Origin of the sequence: Allobosea sp. UNC402CLCol (assembly GCF_000745475.1) — a bacterium.
Lineage (GTDB): Bacteria > Pseudomonadota > Alphaproteobacteria > Rhizobiales > Beijerinckiaceae > Allobosea > Allobosea spartocytisi.
Genome location: NZ_JQJJ01000014.1, coordinates 156,385 through 176,259 on the forward strand (window position 1 = coordinate 156,385; position 19,875 = coordinate 176,259).

Annotated in this window: 20 protein-coding genes; 12 read left to right on the forward strand and 8 right to left on the reverse strand. The window is 66.3% G+C overall.

Features of this window, described 5'->3' with window-relative positions; translation table 11 throughout:
• Positions 1 to 77: 77 nt before the first annotated feature.
• The gene (locus GY40_RS19300; RefSeq protein ID WP_038365614.1) at positions 78 to 521 is read left to right on the forward strand and encodes a type II 3-dehydroquinate dehydratase; all 444 of its coding nucleotides are present in this window, start codon (positions 78 to 80) and stop codon (positions 519 to 521) included.
• 31 nt (positions 522 to 552) lie between these two features.
• Here GY40_RS19300 and GY40_RS19305 read toward each other — a convergent pair whose 3' ends face one another.
• Entirely contained in the window at positions 553 to 1,215 is a 663-nt protein-coding gene (locus tag GY40_RS19305; protein WP_051988291.1) for a TetR/AcrR family transcriptional regulator, read from the reverse strand.
• A 213-nt stretch (positions 1,216 to 1,428) separates the two neighbouring features.
• Here GY40_RS19305 and GY40_RS19310 point away from each other — a divergent pair, with 213 nt between their 5' ends.
• The 7 genes from GY40_RS19310 to GY40_RS19340 are packed head-to-tail and all read left to right on the forward strand — an operon-like array spanning position 1,429 to position 6,827.
• Positions 1,429 to 2,097 carry an amino acid ABC transporter permease gene (locus GY40_RS19310; protein ID WP_038365616.1) on the forward strand — a complete coding sequence of 223 codons (669 nt, stop codon included), beginning with the start codon at positions 1,429 to 1,431 and terminating at the stop codon, positions 2,095 to 2,097.
• 7 nt (positions 2,098 to 2,104) lie between these two features.
• Positions 2,105 to 2,746: an amino acid ABC transporter permease gene (locus GY40_RS19315; protein WP_038365618.1), complete on the forward strand. Its 642-nt coding sequence runs from the start codon at positions 2,105 to 2,107 to the stop codon at positions 2,744 to 2,746.
• A 56-nt stretch (positions 2,747 to 2,802) separates the two neighbouring features.
• A complete protein-coding gene (locus tag GY40_RS19320; protein ID WP_038365619.1) occupies positions 2,803 to 3,630 on the forward strand; it encodes a transporter substrate-binding domain-containing protein in 828 nt (275 codons plus the stop codon).
• A 25-nt stretch (positions 3,631 to 3,655) separates the two neighbouring features.
• Positions 3,656 to 4,429 carry an amino acid ABC transporter ATP-binding protein gene (locus GY40_RS19325; protein WP_038365621.1) on the forward strand — a complete coding sequence of 258 codons (774 nt, stop codon included), beginning with the start codon at positions 3,656 to 3,658 and terminating at the stop codon, positions 4,427 to 4,429.
• 31 nt (positions 4,430 to 4,460) lie between these two features.
• Entirely contained in the window at positions 4,461 to 4,910 is a 450-nt protein-coding gene (gene aroQ, locus GY40_RS19330; protein WP_038365623.1) for a type II 3-dehydroquinate dehydratase, read from the forward strand.
• A 34-nt stretch (positions 4,911 to 4,944) separates the two neighbouring features.
• Complete coding sequence (locus GY40_RS19335; protein ID WP_038365625.1) at positions 4,945 to 6,000, forward strand: Gfo/Idh/MocA family protein; 1,056 nt, start codon at positions 4,945 to 4,947, stop codon at positions 5,998 to 6,000.
• Positions 5,997 to 6,827: a shikimate dehydrogenase family protein gene (locus GY40_RS19340; protein WP_038365627.1), complete on the forward strand. Its 831-nt coding sequence runs from the start codon at positions 5,997 to 5,999 to the stop codon at positions 6,825 to 6,827. Before GY40_RS19335 ends, GY40_RS19340 begins: the two co-directional genes overlap by 4 nt.
• Before the next feature lie 60 nt (positions 6,828 to 6,887).
• On the opposite strand, the gene GY40_RS19345 is transcribed toward GY40_RS19340, so the two are convergent.
• From GY40_RS19345 to GY40_RS19365, 5 genes are all read right to left on the reverse strand, one after another.
• Entirely contained in the window at positions 6,888 to 7,955 is a 1,068-nt protein-coding gene (locus GY40_RS19345) for a Gfo/Idh/MocA family protein (protein WP_038365629.1), read from the reverse strand.
• Between the two features lie 99 nt (positions 7,956 to 8,054).
• Positions 8,055 to 8,669: an EthD family reductase gene (locus GY40_RS26685; RefSeq protein WP_051988292.1), complete on the reverse strand. Its 615-nt coding sequence runs from the start codon at positions 8,667 to 8,669 to the stop codon at positions 8,055 to 8,057.
• Positions 8,670 to 8,719: 50 nt separating this feature from the next.
• The gene (locus GY40_RS19355; protein ID WP_038365631.1) at positions 8,720 to 11,239 is read right to left on the reverse strand and encodes a branched-chain amino acid ABC transporter ATP-binding protein/permease; all 2,520 of its coding nucleotides are present in this window, start codon (positions 11,237 to 11,239) and stop codon (positions 8,720 to 8,722) included.
• Positions 11,236 to 12,105 carry a branched-chain amino acid ABC transporter permease gene (locus GY40_RS19360; protein ID WP_038365633.1) on the reverse strand — a complete coding sequence of 290 codons (870 nt, stop codon included), beginning with the start codon at positions 12,103 to 12,105 and terminating at the stop codon, positions 11,236 to 11,238. The genes GY40_RS19355 and GY40_RS19360 overlap by 4 nt, the downstream gene beginning before the upstream one ends.
• A 221-nt stretch (positions 12,106 to 12,326) precedes the next feature.
• Positions 12,327 to 13,601, reverse strand: a complete 1,275-nt coding sequence (locus tag GY40_RS19365) for an ABC transporter substrate-binding protein (RefSeq protein ID WP_038365635.1) — start codon at positions 13,599 to 13,601, stop codon at positions 12,327 to 12,329.
• Positions 13,602 to 13,853: 252 nt separating this feature from the next.
• On the opposite strand from GY40_RS19365, the gene GY40_RS19370 reads away from it, so the two are divergent.
• Positions 13,854 to 14,696, forward strand: a complete 843-nt coding sequence (locus GY40_RS19370; protein ID WP_051988330.1) for an IclR family transcriptional regulator — start codon at positions 13,854 to 13,856, stop codon at positions 14,694 to 14,696.
• A 43-nt stretch (positions 14,697 to 14,739) separates the two neighbouring features.
• Here the strand turns inward: GY40_RS19370 and GY40_RS19375 are convergent, their stop codons facing one another.
• Together GY40_RS19375 and GY40_RS19380 are read right to left on the reverse strand one after the other, a co-directional pair.
• Positions 14,740 to 15,540, reverse strand: a complete 801-nt coding sequence (locus GY40_RS19375) for a shikimate dehydrogenase family protein (protein WP_038365636.1) — start codon at positions 15,538 to 15,540, stop codon at positions 14,740 to 14,742.
• Positions 15,541 to 15,576: 36 nt separating this feature from the next.
• Complete coding sequence (locus tag GY40_RS19380; RefSeq protein ID WP_248311221.1) at positions 15,577 to 17,292, reverse strand: FAD-dependent oxidoreductase; 1,716 nt, start codon at positions 17,290 to 17,292, stop codon at positions 15,577 to 15,579.
• A gap of 204 nt (positions 17,293 to 17,496) precedes the next feature.
• On the opposite strand from GY40_RS19380, the gene GY40_RS19385 reads away from it, so the two are divergent.
• From GY40_RS19385 to GY40_RS19395, 3 genes are read left to right on the forward strand one after another with little or no spacing between them, the layout of a single operon-like run.
• Positions 17,497 to 18,111: an NIPSNAP family protein gene (locus tag GY40_RS19385; protein WP_038365638.1), complete on the forward strand. Its 615-nt coding sequence runs from the start codon at positions 17,497 to 17,499 to the stop codon at positions 18,109 to 18,111.
• A 13-nt stretch (positions 18,112 to 18,124) separates the two neighbouring features.
• A complete protein-coding gene (locus GY40_RS19390; protein WP_038365640.1) occupies positions 18,125 to 19,030 on the forward strand; it encodes an NAD-dependent epimerase/dehydratase family protein in 906 nt (301 codons plus the stop codon).
• On the forward strand, positions 19,027 to 19,857 hold the full coding sequence (locus tag GY40_RS19395) for a sugar phosphate isomerase/epimerase family protein (protein WP_038365642.1): 831 nt from the start codon (positions 19,027 to 19,029) through the stop codon (positions 19,855 to 19,857). The genes GY40_RS19390 and GY40_RS19395 overlap by 4 nt, the downstream gene beginning before the upstream one ends.
• Positions 19,858 to 19,875: the final 18 nt, after the last annotated feature.

Sequence of the window (19,875 nt, forward strand, 5' to 3'; positions counted from 1 at the left end):
GAACCTTGTTCCTTCCGCCCCCGCTGCCGTGATCAGTATGGGCGGATAGCGACCATAGCACCTTTGGAGTGACCGCGTTGAGCAAGCCCATTTTCGTCCTGAACGGCCCGAACCTGAATCTGCTCGGCCAGCGCGAGCCACATATTTACGGCACGACGACGCTGGCCGAAGTGAAGCAGCTTTGCGAGGAGAAGGCGCGCACGCTGGGCTACGAGGTCGATTTTCGCCAGACCAATTTCGAAGGCGAACTGGTCGAGAGCGTGCATCAGGCCCGGCAGGAAGCCTGCGGCATCATCATCAACCCGGCCGGCTACAGCTTCACCTCGGTGGCGCTGCTCGATTCGCTCAAGATGTTCGACGGCCCCAAGATCGAGCTGCACATCTCGAACATCCATGCGCGGGAAGCGATCTATCACAACTCGCTGGTGTCTCGCACCGCGACGGCGGTTATCGCCGGGCTGGGCGTCGCCGGCTACGCGCTCGCCATCCAGGCCATGGCGGGGCTCGTCGAGCGGAAGTAGGGGCCCGCAAGACGGCCAGATCGCCGGTGCCTCAGCGCCGCAGCATGCCCAGCACGGCCGCCACGGTCATGCTGCGGCGCCGGGCAAGGGCCTCGGGCGTGCACATGTCGTAGCCGAAGACTTGGCCGACCGTCGCCCGATGCGAGACATTGTAGATGCTGAGCGCGCTGATCGTGAGGGAGATATCGAGCGGCTCCAGCCCGGGCTGGAACAGCCCTGCCGCAACACCACGCTCGTAGATGTTGCGGGTCACCTCGACGACGGAGCTGTTCAGGCCGGCGATGGTGCGCGAAGCCTTGAGATTCCGGGCATGATGCACGTTCTCGACCATCACCATGCGCACGAAATCGGGGTTTTCGACATGGTAGTCGAACGTGGCTTCCGCCAGCCGCGCCATCGCCTCGACCGGCGGCAGCGAGCCGAGATCGAGGCTGCGCTCGAAACTGCGGATGCCTTCATACATGGTTTCGAGGACGGCGCGGTAGAGCCCCTCCTTGTCGCCGAAGTAATAGTAGATCATCCGCTTGCTGGTCGCGGTCTTGGCCGCGATATCGTCGACCCTGGCGCCGCTTAGGCCGTTCTCGACGAATTCCGCGCGAGCGACCTCGAGAATGTTGCGGCGCACCCCTTCGGGATCCTGGGTCCAGGAGGCCTGGCGCCGCTTTTCGCGCGTGGTGATGACCGGGCTCGTCACGCTGCCGCTCTTGTCGAGCGAGCGTGACGGCGAAGGCCGGCCACGATGAAATGAACGGGGCGGTACATTGCGCTTGACCAATTGAACTAGCCGGTACATTTATCACTTCGCTGCGATGGTGCAAGCTGCGCGGTGTCCGGTGCCCGACAAGAGGCGCCGTCAGGGAAACGCCACGGATCGACCCAAAGAAGGTCGGCCGCCCAGGGAGAGAGAATGAACTACAAGCTCGACTTCACGCCCGTGATCGAGGGGCTGCCGGACCTGTTGCTGGCGTGCCTCGGCACCTTCGGTCTCGCTCTGGGCGGCATGGCGCTGGCGATCGTGATCGGTGTCGGCGGCGTGATCCTGCGCGATTCCCGCTTCGCTCCCGTGCGTTGGCTGATCAAGGGCTTCGTCGAGCTGGTCCGGAACACGCCGTTCCTGGTGCAGATCTTCTTCATCTATTTCGCGCTGCCGCTGGCGGGCGTCCGGCTCGATCCGACGCCGACGGCGATCATCGCGCTCGGCCTCAATGGGGGCGCCTATGCCATCGAGATCATCCGCGGCGGCGTGCAGTCGATCGGCAAGGGCCAGATCGAGGCGGGTCTCGCGCTCGGGCTGCACAAGGCGCAGGTCTTCCGGCTGATCGTGCTGAAGCCGGCGCTCAGGGCGATCTTCCCGTCGCTGACAAGCCAGTTCGTGCTGCTGACCCTGTCGACCAGCATCTGCTCGGCGATCTCGGCTTACGAGCTCACCTCGGTGGCGCAGCGGATCGAGTCCGACAGTTTCCGCTCCTTCGAGGTCTACGGCACGATCACGCTGTTCTACCTCGTGATCTCCTGGGTGATGATGCGCTTCTTCGACGCGATCTCGACCCGTTACTTCAGCTATCCGGTGAAGTGAGGGCGCGATGGGATCGAACGAATTCCTCTTCCTGCTCACCGGTCTCAAATGGACCGTGCTGCTCTCGCTCGTCGGCTTCGTCGGCGGCGGCGTGTTCGGGCTCGCGGTCGCGCTGCTGCGCACCTCCGGCATCGCTCCGCTCGAACGGGGTTCGAGGAGCTACATCTCGCTCTTCCAGGGCACGCCGCTCCTGATGCAGCTCTTCGTGGTCTATTACGGGCTTGCCCTGGTCGGCTTGAAGCTCGATGCCTGGGTCGCGGTCGCGATCGGCTTCACGCTCCATGCCAGCGCCTATCTCGGCGAGATCTGGCGCGGCTCGATCGAGGCCGTGCCGAAGGGGCAGACCGAGGCCGCCAAGGCGCTCAGCCTGCATTACGTTTCGCGCATGAAGGACGTCATCCTGCCGCAGGCGATCCGCATCTCGCTGCCGGCGACGGTCGGTTTCCTGGTCCAGCTCATCAAGGGCACGTCGCTGGCCGCCATCGTCGGCTTCACCGAGCTGACCCGGGCCGGCAACATCATCTCCAACCAGACCTTCAAGCCGCTGCTGGTCTTCGGGATCGTCGGCATCCTGTATTTCCTGATCTGCTGGCCGCTCTCGCTCTACGGATCGCATCTGGAGCGCCGCATGGCCGTCGCATCGCGCTGAGGCCGACAACACGTTCACCGCAGAAGCCCAACCACCAACGACAGAGGGAGAGAAACATGACCAAGACCACACGCCGCAGCATTCTTGCCGCCGGTGCCGCTGCGCTCGCGCTGCCCGCGCTGCTCGGCAGCCCGGCCCAGGCCATCACCCCGGCCGAGATCAAGGCCCGCGGCAAGATCATCGTCGGCATCCAGGGCGACAACCCGCCCTGGGGCTTCGTCACCAGCGCCGGCAAGCAGGACGGCCTCGACGCCGACATCGCGACGCTCTTCGCCAAGGAACTCGGCGTGCAGGTCGAGTTCGTGCCGCTCGAGGTCAACAACCGCATCCCGGCGCTCACGACGGGCCGCGTCGACGTGCTCTTCGCCACCATGGCGATGCTGCCGGAGCGTGCCAAGGCGGTGCAGTTCTCGAAGCCTTACGTCGCCAATACCATCGTGCTGATCGGCCCCAAGAAGGACAAGATCACCACCAACGAGGATATGGCGAAGTACACCATCGGCGTCGCCAAGGGCGCGGCGCAGGACACGCAGGTCACCAAGAATGCCCCCTCCGGCACCACCATTCGCCGCTATGACGGCGATGCGCCCTCGATCCAGGCGCTGGTCTCCGGCCAGGTCCAGGCGCTCGGCGGCAACATCTTCTACATGCAGCGCATCGAGCAGGGCCGGCCGGGCGAGTTCGAGAACAAGCTCGAATTCCAGAACCTCTACAACGGCGCCTGCACCCGTCTCGGCGAGAAGGAGATCAATGCGGCGATCAATACCTTCATCGACAAGATCAAGGCCAATGGCGAGCTGCAGAAGGTCTACGACAAGTGGATGAAGGTGCCGGTGCACAAGTTCCCGGACAGCCTCGAAGGCATCACCTTCACCGCGAGCTGAACCAGCACTGATCGGGAACAGGGCCATGAACCAGCCTGCCGCGCAAAACACCGCCGCGACGGACGCCATGATCGCCATGGCGCATGTCGAGAAATGGTATGGCGACTTCAAGGCCCTGACCGACATCAACCTCGCGGTCCGCAAAGGCGAGCGCATCGTGCTTTGCGGGCCGTCGGGCTCGGGCAAGTCGACGCTGATCCGCTGCATCAACCATCTGGAGAGCTACCAGAAGGGCGAGATCAGGGTCGGCGGCACCAGGCTCGGAGACGATGCCAGGACGATCGACGCGGTGCGCCGCGAGGTCGGCATGGTCTTCCAGCACTTCAACCTGTTCCCGCACATGACCGTGCTGCAGAACTGCATGCTGGCGCCGATGCGTTCGCTCGGCGTGAGCAAGGCCGATGCCGAGGCCACTGCCCGCAAGCTGCTCGGCCGCGTCAAGATCCTCGAACAGGCGGAGAAATACCCGGCGCAGCTCTCGGGCGGCCAGCAGCAGCGCGTCGCCATCGCGCGGGCCTTGTGCATGAAGCCGAAGGTCATGCTGTTCGACGAGCCAACCTCGGCGCTCGACCCCGAAATGGTCAAGGAGGTGCTCGACACCATGATCAGCCTCGCCGAAGAGGGCATGACCATGATCTGCGTCACCCATGAGATGGGTTTCGCCCGGCAGGTGGCGAACCGGGTCATCTTCATGGCCTCGGGCGCGATCGTCGAGGAAGCGCCGCCGCAGGAATTCTTCAGCAATCCGCGCCATGAACGGACGCGCCAATTCCTCGGCGAAATCCTGCACAAGCACTGAACCTCTCAGAACCAGCAACGGACCGCGATCGATGTCCCGTCTCGTCTATGTCCTCAACGGACCGAACCTCAACCTGCTCGGCAAGCGCCAGCCGCATATCTACGGCCACGAGACGCTGGCTGATGTCGAACGCGACTGCCGCAAGCTGGCGGAGGAGCTGAAGCTCGAACTGCGCTTCCACCAGTCCAATCGCGAATACGAGCTGATCGACTGGATCCATGAGGCGCGCGAGGACGGCGCCGGCATCGTCATCAACCCGGCCGCCTTCACCCATACTTCGGTCGCGCTGCTCGATGCGCTCAACACCTTCGAGGGACCGGTGATCGAATGCCATATCTCGCAGGTGCATAAGCGCGAGGCCTTCCGCCACCATTCCTATGTCTCGATGCGCTCCGACGGCGTGATCGCCGGCTTCGGCACCCAGGGCTACCAGCTGGGCTTGAGGCGCATCGCGAAGCTCATCGACGACGCAGCCAAGTGATGGCGGGCAGGCACGGATTCCAACGGAATTGAGCATGGCACCGGTCAAACTCGCAGTCATGGGCGCCGGCCTGATCGGCCGACGTCATGCCGAGCATGTCGCGCGGGAGCCGGGCGCGCTGCTTTCGGCCATCGTCGACCCCTCCGAGGTCGGGCGCGATCTGGCCGAGCGCCTCGGCACGCGCTGGCATCGCAGCCTCGGCGATCTGATTGCCGCGGACAGGCCGGAGGGCGTGATCATCGCGACGCCGAACCAGCTCCATGTCGAGAACGGGCTGGAAGCGATCGAGGCCGGCATCCCCGCCATCGTCGAGAAGCCGCTGGCCGACGATCTTGCCGGCGCGGCCCGTCTCGTCGCAGCCGCGGAGCGGGCTGGCTTACCGCTGCTGACCGGTCATCACCGCCGCTACAATCCGATGATCGCCAAGGCGAAGGAGATCGTCGAGAGCGGCCGGCTCGGCCGGGTGCTCGCGATCCAGGGCCATTTCTGGCTGATGAAGCCGGACGACTATTTCGAGGTCGGCTGGCGCCGCGAGGAGGGGGCAGGGCCGATCCTGCTCAACCTCATCCACGACGTCGATCTCTTCCGCCATCTCTGCGGCGAGGTCGTCTCCGTGCAGGCGCTGAGCTCGAATGCGGTGAGAGGGCACGCGGTCGAGGAGACGGCTGCGATCCTGCTGCGCTTTGCCAATGGCGTGCTCGCGACCGTCACGGTTTCCGACACCATCGTCGCGCCCTGGAGCTGGGAGCTGACGACCGGAGAGAACCCGGCCTATCCGCAGCAGGACCAGTCCTGCTACCAGATCGGCGGGACGCATGGTTCGCTCACCATCCCGCAGCTCGAAATCTGGTCGAACCGCGACAAGCGGAGCTGGTGGGAGCCGCTTGTGCGCGAGCGCGTTCCCTTCGTTCCGGACGACCCGCTGGCGCGCCAGATCCGCCATTTCTGCGATGTGATCCGCAACGGCGTCGCACCGATCGCCTCGGGCCGCGAGGGCCTTGCCACGCTCACCGTGATCGACGCCGTCAAGCGGGCGGCCCGCTCGGGCGAAACCGTCGTCCTCACCGAGCCGGCGGCGAGCGCAGCATGATCACCGGAACCACACGGCTCATCGCCCATCTCGGCTACCCGACCGAGAGCTTCAAGGCGCCGATGATCTACAACCCCTATTTCGAGCGCGAGGGGATCGACGCCGTCGTCGTGCCGATGGGCTGTCGGGCCGAGGACTATCCGGACTTCCTGAAGCTGGTCTTCCGGCTTTCGAATGCCCATGGCGCGCTGGTGACGATGCCGCACAAGGTCACCACGACCGGGCTCGTCGACGTCCTGCTGCCGACGGCGGCGATCGCCGGCGCCTGCAACGCCGTGCGTCGCGAGGCCGATGGCCGCCTGACCGGCGAGATGTTCGACGGCGAAGGCTTCGTGCGCGGGGTGCTGCGCAAGGGGCGCGCCATCGCCGGCAAGCGGGCGCTGGTGCTCGGCGCCGGCGGCGTCGGCTCAGCGATCGCTGCGTCCCTTGCCAAGGCCGGGGTCAGCGAACTCGGACTCTATGACATCAACGCTGCCGCAGCCGAGGCGCTGGGTGCGCGGCTTGGACGCTACTATCCCACGCTCGGCGTATCCTTGGCCTCCAACGACCCAGCCGGCTTCGACATCGTCGTCAACGCCACGCCGCTCGGAATGAAACCGGGCGACCCGCTGCCGCTCGACATCGCCCGGCTCGATCCCGCGACCTTCGTCGGCGAGGTGGTGATGGCCGAGGAGATCACGCCCTTCCTCGCGGCGGCGCGTGCGCGCGGCTGCGAGGTCCAGGTCGGCAAGGACATGCTGTTCGAGCAGATCCCCGCCTATCTGGAGTTCTTCGGTTTTCCATCGACCACGGCCGAGGATCTGCGGAACGTCGCGCGGCTCGGCTGAAGGCGCGCCGGGCCCGCTACCATCCTTTTCTGCGGAAAATACCGGCCGGCGGCCGCGCGGTCATGTTGGCAGCCGGACCGTGCTGCCGCTTTCGGACGCCGCCTTGACGGCGAGCGTCGCCTCCAGCGTGCGCAGGCCGTCGCGGCCGCTGATGATCGGCTCTTCCACGCGCAGGGAGACGGCGGCGAAATGCCGGGCCTGCCGGCGATAGGCGCTTTCCGGGGTGAGGGCGAGCTTGTCCTCGCTCAATTCGCTGAGCCAACCCGGCTCGCCCGCGCCGCGATAGCTGAAATGGCGGACATCCGGCAGGGTCAGCGAGCCTTCCGAGCCGGCGAAGACATGGGAGGAAACCTTCTGGCGTTTCAGCTTGTCCGCCGTGTCCGACATCTGGTCGAATTCACCGGAGGCCAGATCCCAGCTGAAGGGCGAGGCCGCCGTGTCGGAGAGGCTGATCGTGCCGAGCGCGCCGTTGCGGAAGCGCAGCAATACGGCGGCGGTGTCCTCCACCGGGAAGCCGCGTACCGTCGAAGAGCTCAGCGCCTGCAGGCTGTCGATCTCACCGAAGACATAGCGGATCAGGTCGATCTCGTGGATCAGGTTGATCAGGATCGGGCCGCCGCTCGCGGTGTCGCGGCGCCAGCCGAGGTTGAAATAGCTCTCCGGCTTGAGCTGCGTGTAGATCACGGTGGCGATGGCCGGCTTGCCGATGAGGCCGTCCGCTATGGCCTGGCGCACCGCCCGGACCGCCGGATTGTGCCGGCGGTGATGGCCGACCAACACCGGGACATTTTTCGCCTCGGCGGCATCGCAGAGCCGGCGCGCCGCCTCGACGCTTTCGGCGATCGGCTTCTCGACGAGAACCGCGATGTCGCGGGCGATGCAGTCGAGCGCCATGGGCACGTGCTGGTCGTTGGGCGTCGCGATGACGACGCCGTCAAGGCGCTCGGCCTCGATCATCGCGCGATGGTCGTCATACGCTTTGACATTGCGGCTGGCCGCATGGTCGCGTGCGGCCGGCGTGGGATCGGAGATGGCGACGACCTCGGCATTGTCCGTCTCCTGCAACACAGCAAGATGGGTCTTTCCGATCGTGCCGAGGCCGATGATTCCGATCCGTGCGCGCGCCATGATGTCCTCCGATGTGATCTGTGAATGGCAGGTTGGGAAACGATTGCAGCCCACGACGGCCCTTGCATGGGCGGTCCGGACAGGGAGCCTAAGCGGCCGCTAGACGATCCTGACCGTCCGCACCCGGACGATACCGAGCTTTGCCGTCCCGTCGGACATTGCGGCGATCTGCAGCGCGGCTCGGTCCGCGCCGGCGACGTCGCTGAAATAGAGATGGAAGAAGCTGTCGACCCGCTGGCTCGCCCCTTCGGAGCCAGGGCGCGGGATCGTCGAGGCGACATCGTCCCGGATGGACTGGACAAAGCCCGGCAACCGCCGCAACGCGGTCTCGATAGGCTCCAGCCCGGCCCGGTCGCCGCCATGCGCCGCAAGGACGATGAGCTTGCCTTGCTCCTCGGCCATGCGGATGCTCGAAGCTCCGATCACGTAGCCGGTGGTGTTCCCGAGAAAATTCGGCTCGTCGGCCCTGACGGCCCGCACCGTCTCGGCGGTGAAGGCCTTCTCCATGGCGGCGGCATCGTCGAACCCGAGCTCCACGATGCCGCTGATGCGGAAAGGCGCAGGCTCGTACACCGCCTCGACATGGTTCTGCACATAGCTGCGGATGGCGGGGAGGCGGCCGACCAGCGGCCCATGCCGCTCCCGCCAATGCTGCGAGAAGAAGGCCGGATCGTCGCCGGGCCTCTTTTCGAGAATGGACATGCGTTTGAACATGGCATGGTCCTCATGCCGGGAGAGGCCGAGGCCTCTCCCGCGTAGCCGCCTCAGGCCGCCACGGATTCATCGGCCTGGACCACGCCGAGCAGCCTGGCCTGCAAGGCATGATCCTTCTCGAGATCGCCGGCGTCGCCGGCGAAGGCGATGCGGCCGTTGACCAGCACGACCGCCTTGTCGACGATCGGCAGCACGGTCTCGGCATGATGCTCGACGATGACCATCGCGACCTTGCCGCGCAGCTTGACGAGCGCCGCCATCACCTCCTCGACGACCGCGGGGGCGAGCCCCTCGAAAGGCTCGTCGAGCAGGACGAGCTTGCTCGGCACGACGAGGGCGCGGGCGATGGCGACCATCTGGCGTTCGCCGCCGGAGAGGTTCTCGGCCTTGGCCTTCTGCCGGGCGCGCAGGCGCGGGAAGAGCTCGAAGCATTGCTCGATGCTCAAGCCCCCGGCGCGCTGGGCGATCTGCAGGTTCTCGACCACCGTCAGGTTGGGAAAGAGCCGGCGCCCTTCCGGCACCAGCGAGATGCCGAGCCGATTGATCTCATAGGGCTTGCGCGCGCCGATATCCGTGCCCGCGAAGCTGAGTGAGCCTGCGTCCAGCGGCAACGTGCCGGTCAGCGCCCGCAGCAGCGTGGTCTTGCCGACGCCGTTGCGGCCGAGCAGGGCGATCGCCTCGCCTTCATGGACCGTGATGTCGACCCCGTTCAGCACCGTGCTGCCGCCATAACCGACCGCCAGCGCCCTGGCCTCCAGCAGCGGCTTGCCGGCGGCATGCGCCACGCGCTCGACCGCGGGCGGCGCCTTGGACTCGCCCTTGGCTGTGCCGAGATAGGCGGCGATCACCTCCGGATTGCGCGCGACCTCGGCGGGCTTTCCGTCGGCGATCATCCGGCCCTGGTGCAGGACGGAGATGCGGTCCGAAATCGCCAGAACCCGGTCGATATCGTGCTCAATCAGGAGCACGGCGTGCTTCTTCGACAGGTTGCGGATCAGCTCCGCGACGATCTGCCGGTCGGCCTCGGCCAGCCCGGCGAGCGGCTCGTCGAGCAGGAGCAGCTTGGAATCGATCGCGAGCGTGACGGCGATCTCGAGCAGGCGCTTGGCGCCGTGCGGCAGGTTCATGCACGGGTCCGCCGCCCGGTCTGCGAGCCCCACCGCATCGAGGATCGACCATGTCCGCTCGTTCAGCGGCGCGATGTCGTGGGCGTCCCTGAAGAAGCCGAGCGCGCCGTGCCGCTGCGCCTGAACCGCGACCCGGACGTTCTCGAAGACCGAGAGGTTCGGGAAGATCGAGAGGATCTGGAAGGAGCGGCTGATGCCGAGCCGGGCGCGGGCATACATCGGCAGCTTCGTGATGTCCTTGCCCTCGAACAGGATCGTGCCCCCGCTCGGCGGCAGGACGCCGGTCAGCATGTTGTAGAAGGTGGTCTTGCCGGCGCCGTTGGGGCCGATGATCGAGTGCAGCACGAAGGGGCGCACCTCGAGGTCGATCTCCTTGGCGGTCACCAGGCTGCCGAAGCTCTTGCTCAGCTTGCGCGTTTCGAGCACCGGTTTGTCGGGGTCCATCGCCTGGGCCGTGCTCTCATAGGGCTCGATCACGGCGGGGCGCGGCGGGATGGTGTTGCGGGTCAGCGTCCAGCGCTCGTTGCGGCGCAGGCGCTGCACCAGTCCCTGAATGCCCTCGGGGGAGAAGAGCGCGAAGACGATGATGATCGGCGCGAAGATCAGCCACCAATTCTCGGTGATGGCGGAAAGCCGGTTCTCCAGGACGATGAAGGCGATCGCGCCCCAGAGCGGCCCGAGGAAATGATGCACGCCGCCGAGCACGGTCATCAGCAGCGAGTCGCCGGCGCGCTGCCAGCCGAGATTGTTGGCATAGACGCCTTGCAGCATCAGCGTCAGCAGGGAGCCGGCATAACCGACGAGGCCGGCCATCATGACGAAGGCGAGGAGCTTCACCAGATAGGTGTTGTAGCCGAGGCTGCTGGCCCTCTGCTCGTTGTCGCGGACGGCCTGCAGGACGCGGCCGAACGGCGCATGGACCAGCCGCCAGAGGAACCACATGGCGAGCAGCACCGTGGCGAGCGCGAAGAGATGGAACTGCATCTCGGTGTGGAAGCTGGTGCGGGGCACGCCCTGAAGGCCGTTCTCGCCGCCGGTCACGGCCGTCCATTTATAGGCGACCTCGAAGGCGATCTGCGAGCAGGCGAGCGTCAGCAGCGAAAAATAGAGGCCGCGCCGGCGCAGGATCAGCGCGCCGAGCACGGCTGCCAGCGCCATCGAAAGCAGCACGGAGAGGAGCAGGGCCGCGATGTCCTGCTTGACCGGCCCGAGAAGCAGCAGGGCGGCGAAGTAGCTGGCGCAGCCGAAGAAGACGGAGGCTCCGAAAGGCACCAGCCCGGTATAGCCGACGAGCAGGTTCACGCCGGCGCCATAGAGCGTGTAGATCGCGATCTGGGTGATCAGGTTGACTGGGGCGCCCTGGGCCATCCAAGCCAGGGTGAGCCCTGCGAAGACGATCGCTATCCAGAGGATCGGGCTGGTCAGGATGGGGCGGAGTCTCATTCGAACCTCTCCCAGCGCTCGCCGAACAGGCCGCGCGGACGGATGAGCAGGATGGCGGCCATCAGCACGTACATCGCCGCGCCTGACCAGACCGGGGCGAACTGGATGGTCATGGCCGTGGTGATGCCGACGAGGAGGCCGGCGATGATCGCGCCGGAATAGGAGCCGAGCCCGCCGATGGTGACGATGACGAAGGCGGGCATGATGGCGCCTGAGGCCATGCTGGGGATGACCGTCCAGAGCGGCCCGGCCAGCATGCCGGCCAGCCCCGCCAGCAAGCAGCCGATGCCGAAGACGCCGGAAAGCACGATCGGCAGGTTGATGCCGAGCAGGCCGACCATTTCGGCATCGCGCGAGCCGGCGCGGATGATCCGCCCGAAGGGCGTGAAGCGCAGGAAGGCCCAGAAGCTGATCAGCGCCAGCACCGTCACGATCAACACCGTCATGCGGTATTTCGTGATCAGGATCGGTCCGTATTCGACGAAGCCGGAGAGGATGGCCGGCGGGCTGAACGGAACCGGGGCGCCGCCGAAGATGAGCCGCAGGATCGCTTCGGCCAGCAGGGCGAGCGCGAAGGTCAGGATCAGGCCGAGCAGCGGCTCCTTGCCGTAGAGCTGCCGGATCAACGTCATCTCGACGACCATGCCGATGGCGCCCACGATGAGCGGCGAGAGCAGGGCGGCGGGCCAGCCGAAATCGCGGGCGAGCACCAAAGCGAGATAGGCGCCGATGGCGAAGAACGAGCCGTGGGCGAAGTTCACGATACCCAGCATGCCGAAGATGATCGACAGGCCGATCGCGATGAGAACGTAAAGAAAGCCCAGGATGAGGCCGTTCACCGCCTGGGAGATGATCATGTCGAGCATGGCATGGCCCCTCCCGCGCCGGCACGGATCGGGCTGCCGGGCGGGGAAGGCGCCACGTCAAAGACGTGGCGCGGAATGAGAGGGTCGCGAGAGCCGCGGTTTCGCCGGGTTGCCGCGGCTGGGCGACGGCGCCTTGGAGCAGGATGCGAAAAAGCGGGAACCGGTTTTTCGCGAGAATCCTGCTCTGACTCCTTGGTGAGAGACGGATTCAGGTTCCGGCTCTAGAGGCTATCCATCTTGCAGGCGCTGTCGGCCGCCGATCCGAAGGCCGCGTCGATCTCGGCGACTGTCTTGGGCGCGTTCTCGAGCACGTCGACATAGTCCCACTTGTCGGTGATCTTGTCCTTGACCTTGCAGATGATCGTGCGCCGCTTCATCTGATGGTCGAAGTCGCGATAGCTGACGTCGAGGTCGCCGTCCTTCACGTGCCAGGTTTCCAGGGCCTTGACGATCGCGGCCGGCTCGGTCGACTTCGCGAGCTCGATCGATTCCAGCAGGGAACGCATGCCGAACCAGCCCATCCAGGCCTTGTCCGGCGGCGGCTGGTTGAATTTCTTCATGTAGGCGTCGGTGAAGGCCTTGTCGTCCTCGGTGTTGGCCGGGTTCTTGTAGTACCAGACCATGGTGTAGATGCCGGTCGCGGCGTCCGGGCCGACGCCCCAGATATCGGTGTTGCCGATCGAGATTTCGGCGAAGGGAATCTTGCCCTTCATGCCGAGCTCGTTCCACTGCTTCAGGAAGGTGGTCAAGTCGCTGGCGGAAAGGCCGCCGACGACGACGTCGGGCTTGGCGGCCCGGATCTTGAGGATGAAGGACGAGTAGTCGGGCGTGCCGACCGGCACCTCGTCGGCGCCGACGATGGTACCGCCGTTCTTGGCGTTGAAGTCGGTGAAGCTCGCCTTGATGTCCTGGCCGAAGGCGTAAGCCGCCGTCAGCGTGTACCAGCGCTTGCCGAGGCCCATGCAATAGGGGGCCAGGACCTTGGTGTGGACGTCGACGGGCGGTTGCAGCCGGAAGGTGTATTTGTTGCAAAGCTTGCCGGTGAGATCGAGCGCGGCGGCGTTGGCTGCGACATAGGGAATCTTGGCCTTCTTGGCGACGGCGGAGATCGCCAGCGCGAAGGAGCTCTGGGCGCCGCCGATGAGCGCGCAGACCTTGTGCTCGTCGATCAGCCGCTGGGCGTTGAGCTGGGCGCCTTGCGGGTTCGGCTCGTCGAGCCAGATGATCTCGAGCGGCCGGCCGAGGAGTTGGTTGTTGCGCTGCTCGGCTGCGAAAAGACCGCCCTGCGCGAGGAAGGTCGACTGGTCGACGATGGCGCCGGTCTTGGCCCAGATCATCCCGATCCGGATCGGCTCGGCCGCGGCGGCATTGCCGATATAGGGCATGCCGAGCTTGCTGCTCGCCAATTGCGTCGCGGCGAGGCCGCCGGCTCCGAGAAGGAGCGAACGGCGCGAGGTGCCGGCTCCCCTTCCGCCATTCCCGTTGCGTTGGGTCATCAGGTCTCCTCCGGGTGTCTTCTTGGGGCGCCGTCTTTCGGGTCGCTCGCGGTAGCGGTATCGTAAACTGGAATAAAAGTCCAGTTTGTGATACCGGTCTTCAAGTGGTGCTCCGGTCAATAAAAAATTCGATCTTTTACAAGATGTTAGGGCGTTCTTGCCGATGGGGTGGCGGTGAGTGGCCCGGCCGGGCATTTGTGAAGAGAGCCCGGCCTCCTCTATCGTGACCCTTCAACGCTGTCGGAGACAATGATGCCCAGGACAAAAGAAAAAGGGGCGGGGCCAGATGGCATTCTCAAACGCACCCTGCGGATCCTGGAAATCCTTTCCAACCATCCGGGCGGCATGCCGTTCTACGAGGTCGCCGACGCCATCAAGATCCCGCGCAGCGCGACCCATCGCCTTCTGGCGAGCCTGGTCGAGGAGGGCTATGTCCGGCAGGAGCGCGATTTCGGTTCCTACGTCCTGACGGCGAAGGTCGCCTCTCTCGGATTGCGCTATTTGCAGGCGCACGGCATCACCGATCTGATGCAGCCGGTGCTCGACCGGCTGGCGCAGGACTGCGGCGAGCTCGTCCGGGTCACGATTCTGGACGAGGACCGGCTGATCTTCGTCGCCAAGGCGCAAGGCGCGCGCGGCGGGCTGCGCTACGATCCCGACGCCGGACAGGAAGCGAGGCTGTCCTGCTCTTCTTCGGGGCTGGCATGGCTTTCGACCAAATCGGACGAGGAGGCCATCGCGCTGATCGAGAAGCAGGGCTACGGCTCGCGCGAGGAATACGGGCCGAACGCGCCGCAGACGGCACAGGCGGTCCGCAGGCGGCTGCGCGAGGCGCGATTGCTCGGCTACGCCGTCACCCAGCAGACATTCTCGCAATGGATGAACGCCATCGCCACGCCGATCCGTGCCTCGCTCGACGGTCGCGTCACCGGCACGATCAGCATCGCCGGACCGTTCATCCGGCTGACCGAGGAGCGCATGCAGCAGCTCGCGCCTCTGCTGGTGGCGGCCGCCCGGGAGCTCGGCCAGCTCGGCCCGACGGTGCGCCTGCCGGTCGAGAAGCCGGGCGAGCCGCGCCCGAACATCTTCGTCTGAAGCGCCGGAGCCTGCGGCGTTTCCCTGAAATCCGCGGCTCGCGCTAGTTTGCGGTTTCAAGCCAGAAGTGGAGCATCAGCGCAGCCTCGGATTCGAACATCTCGATGCCGGTCGAGGTCTTGCAGCCGATCCGGCGCGCCGTCTCGATCAGCGGCGTGAGCGCCGGCTTGGTCACGACATCGCTGATGAAGGTCGCGGGGCTCAGCCGCGTCATGTCGAAGGGCAGGGCGTCGTCCGGTTTCATCCCGGCCGGCGAAGCGTTGGAGACGGTGTCAAAGCCAGTGGGGTCGGGGGAGCCGATCGTGACCTTGCCGGGATGAGCCCCGTTCAGTTTTGCGATCAGCGTGTCGCGGCGTGAGGCGTCGGTGTCGTGGATGGCGAGTTCGCGGGCGCCGGCATCGAGCAGCGCAAGCCCGATCGCACTGCCGGCCCCGCCTGCGCCGATCAGCAAGGCGCGCTTGCCGTCGAGCTCGGCGCCGTTCTTTCGCATCGCGCCGACATGGCCGGGGCCGTCGAACATGTCGCCATGCCAGGAACCGTCCGGGTTGCGCCGCATGACATTGGCGGAGCCGAGCACCTGCGTCGTCTTCGTCATCGTACGGCAATGCGGGACCACCGCGAATTTATGCGGCACCGTGATGCAGATGCCGTCGCAATTGGGTAGGCGACCGGCCAGCGTGACGAAGCCGGGGACATCCTCGGGCAGGATGTCGATCGGCACCATGATGGCATCCTTGCCGTTCTCCTCGAGCAGCCGGGTCATGCCGTAGGGCGATTTCACCTGCGCAATCGGATGGCCGATGATGAAATAGACGCGGGTCGCGCCGCTGAAATTGTCGAGCATGTGAATTCCGATCCGGGGACAGAGGTGCGAAGCCGGTCAGGCGGCGAGGGCGTCCTGAACCGCGATGTAGGCGAAGGTCATCGCCGGCCCGAGCGTGATGCCCGGCGCCGGGTAGAGGCCGGCCATGATCGAGTTCTGGTCGTTGCCGATGGCGTAGAGGCCGGCGATCGGCCCATCCTTGCCGAGCACCCGTGCGTGGGCGTCCGTCACCAGGCCGGCGCTGGCGCCGATATCGCCCGGATAGAGCTTCACAGCGTAGAATGGCCCGTTCTCCAGCGCTCGCATGGTCGGGTTGGGGCCGTGCTTCGGGTCGCCGAGATTGCGCTGATAGGCGGTGGTCCCGCGGCCGAAATCCGGGTCGATCCCGGTCGCGGCATACCCATTGAAGGTCTCGACGGTCTTTTGCAGTTGCGGCGCATTGACACCAAGCTTGCTTGCCAGCTCGGCCAGCGTTTCGCCTTTCACCAGATAGCCGTCCTTGAGCAGGAAGGGCATGCCGCTGCCGCCGGGGCGGACCATGCCGAGGCCGTAGGTCTTGATGGCCTGATGATCGGCGATCAGGAAGGCCGGAATGCTGGGCTCGTTGCGGTGCGCCTCGATCATCGCCTTGCCGGTGAGGTGATAGGAGGTGCTTTCGTTGAAGAAGCGCCTGCCGGCCTTGTTGACGATAATCGTGCCCGGCTTGGCCCGGTCGAAGACGAAATGCGGGAAGACGGCCTTGGTGCCGTCCGCCCGCTGACGGATCGAGACCGGCGCCCAGAACACGTTCTCGACATTGCGGTCGCCCATGCGCGCGCCAGCGTTCAGCGCGAGTTCGAGCGCCGCGCCCTTGTGCCCCGGCGCGCCCGGCGTGTGGATCTCGGCATCCGGCACCAGCTCCTTGCGCAAGGTGGGATTCCGGTTGAAGCCACCGGAGGCGAGGATGACGCCGTGCACGGCATGGATGTCCTGGCGCCCGCCATTGCGAAGGAGGCTGACGCCGGCGATGCGTCCGTCCTCCTCGATCAGCCTGTCGACCTGGGTTTCAGTCCAGACCGTGCCGCCGCGCTGGAGGAAGGAGTGCAGCAGCCGGCCGATCAGGGCGTTGCCCATGGTCAGCCGGGCGCCGCGCTTGCGGCTGAGCCGGTCGCGCGCATAGCGGGCGACGAGTGCCAGCGAATAGCGGAACGAAGCCCAGGATTTCTTCAGGTTGAGCAGATGGGCGATGTCGTTGCGATCGACCATCAGCCCGTTGAGAATGGTGAATTCCGGGATCGGCGGGCGGATCAGATCGAACTTGTCGCCAAGCAATCGGCCGTCGAAGGGAACGGGCTCCAGCGCGCGGCCCTTCATCGTCGACCCCGGCAGGTCGGAGATGTAGTCCGGGTGCAGCGGGTAGGGCCGCAGCTTCACATCCGTCTCACGGTCGAGCAATTCGACGGCGCGCGGGCCCGCCTCTAGAAAGGCGCGGATCATGTCGGGGGCGGCGTAGTTGCCGAGCGCGGCATGGAGATAGGTCTCGGCTTGTTCGACGCTGTCCTGCGCTCCGACCTCCGCCATGTGAAACGTGTTCGGAATCCAGATCGTTCCGCCCGAGAAGGCGGTGGTGCCGCCGACATGTTCGGTGCTCTCCAGCAGCAGCACGCGCGCCCCGCGCAGCGTGCCGAACAGGGCCGCGGTGAGGCCGGCGCCGCCGCCGCCGATCACGACCAGGTCGTAGACATTCGCATCCTTCGCCGCTGCCGAGGCGATTCCATCGGGTGATCCGGCCACGCTTCGCTTCCTCTCCCTGGCGGTGCCGGATCGGCCATCGGCGAGGCCTTCGCCGCCGGCCGACCACGACGCCGCCGCTACCCGGCTCTTGTCGGTGTTCTCTGGTGAGCCGTATATTCAAAACTGAAATGAAATTCCAGAATGAACTTTCATTGATGACGCGATGCGGCTATGTCCTGTCGCTAACGAGCAGGAGGAACGCCGATGCGCTATGCCGTCACCAGGATCAGGCCCGAGGTTGGAGGGCTGCCGAAGGTTCTCGCCGGGATCGAGGTCGCCGTCACGGGCAACGGATTTGCGGGCAAGCTCCTCGGCTGCTTCACGGCCGAGATCGGCGCGCTGAACCAGGTCCTGATTCTGCAGGGCTATGAAGATGACCGCGCTCTGGCGGAGGATCGCGCGCGGCAGGTCGTCGAAGGCAGTCTGTTCGGCGCGGCCGAGCATTTCCTGGACGTCGAGACGACGACCTATGCCCCCTTCGACTTCGTGGCGCCGCTCGCGCCCGGAAAGCACGGCCCGGTCTACGAGATCCGCATCTACGGCGTGAAGGCGGGCGGCCTCAAGCCGACCATGGATTTGTGGCGCGCGGCCGTGCCCGAGCGCGCCAAGGTCTCGCCGCTGCTCGGCGCGATGTATGCGCTCGACGGGGCGCTGCCGCGCTTCCTCCATATCTGGCCCTTCGCCTCGCTCGATGACCGCATGGCCAAGCGGGCCGAGGCCGTCGAGCGAGGCATCTGGCCGCCGAAGGGCGGGCCGGCGCATCTGACCAGCCTGAGCTCGGCGATCTATCTGCCGACCGCCTTCTCGCCGCTGAGCTAGGAGGGGCGGCGCCATGCGTGTGCTCATGACCGGCGGCACGGGCTTCATCTCCGCCTGGATCATTCGCCGCCTTCTGGCCCGCGGCGTTGCCGTGCGCGTCCTCGATATCGCCTCGGACAGCGGCGCTGTGCGCAACATCCTCGGCGAGCTTGCCGGCCGCGTGGAATGGCGGCGCGGCGATGTCCGCGACGGCGCAGCCGTCCATGAGGCGGCGGAGGGGTGCGACCGCGCCATCGCGATGGCCGGCATCCTGACGCCGGCCTGCCGGGCCGATCCCGTCAAGGGCGCGGAGATCAACCTGATCGGCACGCTCCACGTCTTCGAGGCGGCGCTGCGCCAGCGCATGGCGCGGGTGGTCTATGCCAGCTCGGCCGGCGTCTTCGGCCCGGACAGCGGCAGCACCCCGTTCCCGATGACGCATTACGGCGCCTTCAAGCTCGCCTGCGAGGGCAGCGCACGTGCTTACTGGGCCGATCACGCCATGCCGAGCGTCGGCTTTCGCCCCTATATCGTCTACGGCCCGGGCCGTGGCGAGGCGGGCGCCAGCGCCGGGCCGACCCTGGCCTGCCGGGCCGCCGTGCAGGCCGTGCCCTATGAGATCGACTATGTCGGCCCGTCCGGGCTCGTTTATGTCGACGATGTCGCGGCGGCCTTCGAGGCGGCGCTGTTCAGCGATGCGCCGGGCGCCCACGCCTTCACCCTTGCCGGCAGGACCGTGACCATCGACGAGGTCATCGCCGAGATCACACGGCAGGTGCCGGGCGCAAAGCTCAGCGCGCGTGGCGCGCCGATGCCGATCGCGCCCGAGCTCGCGAAGGACGACATCGCCTCGCTCCTCCCGGGGCTGCCCGAGACCAGCCTGTCGGACGGCATCGCCGCCACCATCGCCTATTACCGCCATCAGGACCGCAAGGCATGAACCGCCTGATCTCGCTCGCCCATCTCACTGTCATGGAGCTCGCGCCGCCGGACGTCTTCAGCGCGGCGGCGGAGGCCGGCTACAGCCATGCCAGCCTGCGTCTTGCGCCGGCAGCGCCCGGCAAGGAGGCTCAGTTCCCGATGATCGGCGATACGCCGATGTTCCGTGAGACGCAGCGGCGTATCGCCGATAGCGGCGTGGCGCTGTTCGATTTCGAGATCCTGCGCATCAACCGCGACACGCGCCTGACCGATTTCCTGCCGGTGATCGAGACCGGCGCGAAGCTCGGCGGCAAGTTCGTGCTCGTCGCCGGCGATGTCGAGGACGAGCCCTTCATGATCGACAAGTTCGCCGAGATCTGCGCACTCGGCGCGCCCTTCGGCATCGGGATGGGGCTGGAGCACATGCCCTGGACCGGCGTGAAGACGCTCGCCGCCGCCCGGCGCATCGTCGAGGCGACCAACCCGGCGAACGGGCACATCATCGTCGATGCGATCCATGTCGACCGCTCCGGCGAAACGGCCGCCGACGTGGCGGCGATGCCCAGGCACCTGCATTGCTATTTCCAGATCTGCGACCTGCCCGCCGAACGTCCGAAGGATCACGAGACGATGATCTACCAGGCGCGGCAGGCACGTTTGCCGCCAGGCGAGGGCGGGCTCGACCTCACGGGCATGCTGCGCGCCATTCCTCAGGACCTGCCGATCAGCGTGGAGATTCCGATGGCCGAGCTCGCCAGGACCATGCCGGCGGTGCCACGCGCACGGATGCTGCGGGAGAAGACAGAGGCGATGCTGCGCGCGGTCCAGGCCACGGTCAGCGCCTGATACCTCACGCCTCCACCG

Bases quoted from the DNA above. Each gene is read 5' to 3' on its own strand.
- GY40_RS19310 (WP_038365616.1), top strand. From the start codon at position 1,429: ATGAACTACAAGCTCGACTTCACGCCCGTGATCGAGGGGCTGCCGGAC.
- GY40_RS19315 (WP_038365618.1), top strand. From the start codon at position 2,105: ATGGGATCGAACGAATTCCTCTTCCTGCTCACCGGTCTCAAATGGACC.
- GY40_RS19320 (WP_038365619.1), top strand. From the start codon at position 2,803: ATGACCAAGACCACACGCCGCAGCATTCTTGCCGCCGGTGCCGCTGCG.
- GY40_RS19325 (WP_038365621.1), top strand. From the start codon at position 3,656: ATGAACCAGCCTGCCGCGCAAAACACCGCCGCGACGGACGCCATGATC.
- aroQ (WP_038365623.1), top strand. From the start codon at position 4,461: ATGTCCCGTCTCGTCTATGTCCTCAACGGACCGAACCTCAACCTGCTC.
- GY40_RS19335 (WP_038365625.1), top strand. From the start codon at position 4,945: ATGGCACCGGTCAAACTCGCAGTCATGGGCGCCGGCCTGATCGGCCGA.
- GY40_RS19340 (WP_038365627.1), top strand. From the start codon at position 5,997: ATGATCACCGGAACCACACGGCTCATCGCCCATCTCGGCTACCCGACC.
- GY40_RS19345 (WP_038365629.1), bottom strand. From the start codon at position 7,955: ATGGCGCGCGCACGGATCGGAATCATCGGCCTCGGCACGATCGGAAAG.
- GY40_RS26685 (WP_051988292.1), bottom strand. From the start codon at position 8,669: ATGTTCAAACGCATGTCCATTCTCGAAAAGAGGCCCGGCGACGATCCG.
- GY40_RS19355 (WP_038365631.1), bottom strand. From the start codon at position 11,239: ATGAGACTCCGCCCCATCCTGACCAGCCCGATCCTCTGGATAGCGATC.
- GY40_RS19360 (WP_038365633.1), bottom strand. From the start codon at position 12,105: ATGCTCGACATGATCATCTCCCAGGCGGTGAACGGCCTCATCCTGGGC.
- GY40_RS19365 (WP_038365635.1), bottom strand. From the start codon at position 13,601: ATGACCCAACGCAACGGGAATGGCGGAAGGGGAGCCGGCACCTCGCGC.
- GY40_RS19370 (WP_051988330.1), top strand. From the start codon at position 13,854: ATGCCCAGGACAAAAGAAAAAGGGGCGGGGCCAGATGGCATTCTCAAA.
- GY40_RS19375 (WP_038365636.1), bottom strand. From the start codon at position 15,540: ATGCTCGACAATTTCAGCGGCGCGACCCGCGTCTATTTCATCATCGGC.
- GY40_RS19385 (WP_038365638.1), top strand. From the start codon at position 17,497: ATGCGCTATGCCGTCACCAGGATCAGGCCCGAGGTTGGAGGGCTGCCG.
- GY40_RS19390 (WP_038365640.1), top strand. From the start codon at position 18,125: ATGCGTGTGCTCATGACCGGCGGCACGGGCTTCATCTCCGCCTGGATC.
- GY40_RS19395 (WP_038365642.1), top strand. From the start codon at position 19,027: ATGAACCGCCTGATCTCGCTCGCCCATCTCACTGTCATGGAGCTCGCG.